3 protein-coding genes are annotated in these 4,267 nt (G+C 49.8%); all 3 read left to right on the plus strand.

All coding sequences use genetic code 11. From position 1 onward, the window contains the following. The first annotated feature begins 183 nt into the window (after positions 1 to 183). The 3 genes from ACLQ3M_RS02545 to ACLQ3M_RS02555 all read left to right on the plus strand — a co-directional run bounded on the left by ACLQ3M_RS02545 (position 184) and on the right by ACLQ3M_RS02555 (position 4,100). On the plus strand, positions 184 to 417 hold the full coding sequence (locus ACLQ3M_RS02545; RefSeq protein ID WP_411676145.1) for a hypothetical protein: 234 nt from the start codon (positions 184 to 186) through the stop codon (positions 415 to 417). Positions 418 to 832: 415 nt separating this feature from the next. Next, a complete protein-coding gene (locus ACLQ3M_RS02550) occupies positions 833 to 3,748 on the plus strand; it encodes a sel1 repeat family protein (RefSeq protein ID WP_411676146.1) in 2,916 nt (971 codons plus the stop codon). A gap of 157 nt (positions 3,749 to 3,905) precedes the next feature. Further along, the gene (locus tag ACLQ3M_RS02555; protein ID WP_411676147.1) at positions 3,906 to 4,100 is read left to right on the plus strand and encodes a helix-turn-helix transcriptional regulator; all 195 of its coding nucleotides are present in this window, start codon (positions 3,906 to 3,908) and stop codon (positions 4,098 to 4,100) included. Positions 4,101 to 4,267 lie beyond the last annotated feature (167 nt).

Here is a 4,267-nt window from a genome sequence, read left to right on the forward strand (position 1 = left end):
TGTTCACAAATTCCACTGCGTCTCTGCGCAGTTTTTCCCGTTCCAGCATCTTTCATCACCTGCCTCCATTTTACCATTTTACAACGAAAAAGCCCAGCTTTCGCTGGACCTTTTTCGACAGGCTGGGGCGTTTCTGATCAAATCAGAAACGCCCCATTTTTATCTCCGGAGGTGAAAAGTTAAATGACAAATGTAATTGCCGTTGCCAACCAAAAAGGGCGGCGTCGGCAAGACCACAACCTGAAGAAAGAAAAACTTTATCGAATCAGGACGGAGCGGATGCCCATGACACAGGTTAAGAGCATCGTGTTCCGGTACATCATGACTTACTATAACCGCCAGCGAATCTACACTGCTAACCCCGGCGGTCTGCCGCCGGCCATGTATCGTCAGGCCGCCAGAGTCCTGGCAGCTTAAGCTGCAGATTTTGGGTGTTCACATTCTGCACTGTTCTTGACTTCTCCCTTCTGGATAAGGGATGCGAGATCCATAATGAAAACCGCCTGGCCATTCTATCTCCCATTGTAAAAGAACGAGAGTAAACACTCAATTAGAATGCTTACTCTCTAATTGTACCATAATGCGCAGTTATTAGAAAATTATATCATAGTAATAATTCACAGTCAATCTTATTTGTGATAATGTGAGATGTATCATTCACAAAAAAGGTGGTCGTGCCGATAAATTAGGTAATAAATATGAGAAGCTTTTCAGAGTAAACATTGAAGAAGTATCTTCAATAGTAATTGAGCCCGTGGGGGACGAAGAAGGCTTTGATTTATAAGATAAAAACGAAGACGGTAGTAGAGGATAATCTGAAAGGAGTCTCCGGATGAAAAATGACATGATTGCTTCACAAAATGGTAAGGAACCTGACTATAGTTCCTCAGTGTTTTTTCTGAATCCCCAATTGATTGCCAGCGCAGCCGCCGTAATAAACCGCCAAAAGGAGGACTTGCAGGATCTGACCGAACGCGCAGTCGGTAACGATTTGCAGGCACAGCAGGAACTTGCAGTCTGTTATTATACGGGCAATGGCGCAAAACAGGATTTTGCACAAGCTGTTTATTGGTTTACCCGGGCTGCCAAGCAGGGACATGTGCTGGCACAATATAATCTGGGAGTATGCTATGAAAACGGTTTTGGTGTGGAACTGGACGATGAACAGGCCTTGCGTTGGTATCAGGAGGCAGCAGAGCAAAACTTTGCGCCTGCGCAGTGTGCTTATGGTTGGTACATAGAACTGGGCAAAAGTATAAAAGAAGATAAGGCACAGGCAGCGCAGCTTTATTTATTGTCTTCCGAACAGGGGTATGCTCCGGCGCAATGTAACTTAGGTTTTTTCTATTATCATGGTATTCATGTGGAAGAGAATATGGAGGAGGCTGTGCGCTGGTTTTCTCAATCGGCGGAGCAGGAATATCCGCGCGCGCAGTTTTTGCTGGGAGAATGCTATGATTACGGCTATGGTGTAGACAAAGACGCCGACAAAGCCATAAAATTATACCGATCTGCCGCCGAGGGAGGCTTTGCTCCGGCTCAGAGCAGACTGGGGCTTCTTTATTTACGCGGGGAAGTACTGGAAGAAAGCGATGATCAGGCATTTTTATGGTTTTCCAAGGGCGCTGAGCAAGAGGAACCTTCCGCACAGTGCCTTTTAGGCGAGTGCTATGAATTTGGTTACGGTGTGGACCGGGATTTAAGTAGAGCGCAGGTGCTGTACCGTCAGTCCGCCGAACAAGGCTATGCCCCAGCACAGTGCAATCTAGGCTATTTGTATTATTGCGGTGTCGGTGTGGAAGAAAATAACGAGGAAGCCGTTTTCTGGTTTTCCAAGTCGGCGGAGCGGGGTCACGCCCGCGCGCAGTGCCTCTTGGGAGAATGCTGGCTGAACGGTCACGGCGTTGAAAAAGACCCCGCAAAAGCGGCAGACTATTTCCGCATGGCGGCAGAGCAGGGCTATCCGCAGGCACAGTTTAACTTGGGCTGGTGCTTAGAACGCGGCGAAGGTGTTAAGCAGAATCTCGGTGAAGCACTTGAGTTGTATCGGCTGGCCGCCGAGCAAGGGAACGTCCGCGCGCAGTGCAATGTTGGTATTTTCTATTATCGCGGAATTGTCGTGGAGGAAAATAACGAAGAAGCAGTCAAATGGTTTTCGCTTGCGGCGGAACGCGGGTATCCACGCGCCCAGTTTTTTCTGGGTGAGTGTTTCGAGCATGGCTATGGCGTGGAGCGATTCGATGAAAAGGCGCTGGAGCTGTACCGGCTTGCAGCCGAACAGGGGGATGCACCGGCACAGAACCGGGTTGGTGCTTTCTATTTTCACGGAATCGTGGTGGAGCAAGATTATCCGGTGGCTATTGAATGGTTTGAACGCGCGGCGGAGCAGGGGATCATCAGTGCAAGGCACAATCTTGGAAAATGCTATGAATTCGGCTACGGCGTGAAGAAGGATTATGCGCAGGCCGCAAAGCATTATCATATTTCAGCAGGTCAGGGCTACGCGCCATCGCAGGTGGATTTGGGTGTGTTTTATGAAAATGGATGGGGTGTGGAAAAAAATCCGGAAAAAGCCTTTCATTTTCACATGATGGCGGCAGAGCAGGGGTTTACAATCGGACAGTGCAATGTGGGTTGCTGCTACGAAAATGGCATTGGCATAAAGATAAATTACGCCGAAGCGCTGCGCTGGTATCATCTTGCCGCGGAGCAGGAACATGCTCGAGCACAGTATCATCTTGGCCTCTGCTATGAGGACGCAATTGGTGTGGAGCAGGATTTTCAACAGGCGCTTGAATGGTATCGGCTTGCTGCCGAGCAGGGACATGTGTATTCTCAGCGCAGTATGGGCCGCTTTTATGAACAGGGGATTGGTGTGAAGCGGGACTACAGGGAGGCGGTAAACTGGTTTTCTCTTGCCGCCAAGCAGGGTGATGATGAATCCATGTGTACGTTGGGTAATTTTTTCAAACATGGACGGGGGGTGCAGCAAGATTATCAAGAAGCCGTGCGGTGGTATCAACAGGCCGTAGACCTGGACTGCGCGCGGGCTCAGAACGCTCTTGGCATCATGTATGAAAAGGGACTGGGCGTGGAGCGGGATTACGGGGAAGCCGCCCGCCTGTATCGCCTTGCCTCGGAGAACGAAGACATAAATGCAACGTATAATTTAGCGGTGCTGTACGATTATGGGCGCGGTATGCCGCAGGACCAGGTCGAGGCGGTTCGCCTGTACCGGATCGCCGCCGAGCGGGGGCAGCCGAATGCGCTGGCAAATCTTGGGTATGCCTACGGTCACGCGGAGGGCGGGCTGGAGAAGGATTCGCGGGAGGCGGTTCGTCTTTATCGCCTTGCTGCGGAAAAGGGGAACGCAGTCGCACAGTGCAATTTGGGGGAAGCCTACAGAAGGGGAGAGGTAGTGGAGTGCGACCTGAAAGAGGCGGTTCGCCTGTATCGTCTTGCCGCAGAACAGGGCAATCTGACGGCGCTCAACAATTTGGGCGAATGCTACGAAAAGGGCGAAGGGGTAGAGCAGGATTTCGCGCATGCCATGAAGCTTTACCAGCAGGCCTTTGAACGGGGTCATGCGTTTGCGGCTTGCAGTATCGGAGCTCTCTATGAAAAGGGGCTTGGCGTTGAGAAAGACCGTGACGAGGCAATCCGCTGGTACCGTCTGGGGGCGGAGAAGGGCAATGGAAGCTGCAAAAAAGAATTGGCGCGCTTATCCGCCGGTTTGGGTCCCGTATGAAGAGAACGTGGCGCTCCCGTTGGGAGATAGTGCTAACAAAACGCAGCCTTAACAAAACATCTTCTAACGTGTTTCCAGTCCTACTTACCTTGTTGCTGTGGTTGGAGGCCGTTAATCGTATTTGGCGCACTCCTTCTGCTGTTTCCGGGTAAATAAAATGGAAAACGACATTAGGGAGCGGCGAAAGGCACTCGGTATGCGGCAAGAAGAACTTGCAGAAAAACTTGGAGTTACCCGGCAAACAATCAATGCCATTGAAAACAACAAGTATCATCCAACATTGGAACTTGCGATGAAAGTAGCTCGTTTGTTAAATGCACCCGTAGAAAGTATTTTTCACCTACCAGATTAATGTTATTTGTCAGTTGCACGTTAAACAAATAAAACCTTTGCAAAGGGGCTGTTGCAAAACGAAAGTTTTGGGGCAGCTCCTTTTTCTGTTGAAAAGTCAGCGATTTCGATATTTTTGTTGAAAATTCTGCGAGATAAACGGTCAAACAGACACGGCAGTGCTAAGCT

It is taken from the genome of Caproicibacter sp. (genome assembly GCF_046707225.1).
Lineage (GTDB): Bacteria > Bacillota > Clostridia > Oscillospirales > Acutalibacteraceae > Caproicibacter.

Bases quoted from the DNA above. Each gene is read 5' to 3' on its own strand.
- ACLQ3M_RS02555 (WP_411676147.1), top strand. From the start codon at position 3,906: ATGGAAAACGACATTAGGGAGCGGCGAAAGGCACTCGGTATGCGGCAA.
- ACLQ3M_RS02545 (WP_411676145.1), top strand. From the start codon at position 184: ATGACAAATGTAATTGCCGTTGCCAACCAAAAAGGGCGGCGTCGGCAA.
- ACLQ3M_RS02550 (WP_411676146.1), top strand. From the start codon at position 833: ATGAAAAATGACATGATTGCTTCACAAAATGGTAAGGAACCTGACTAT.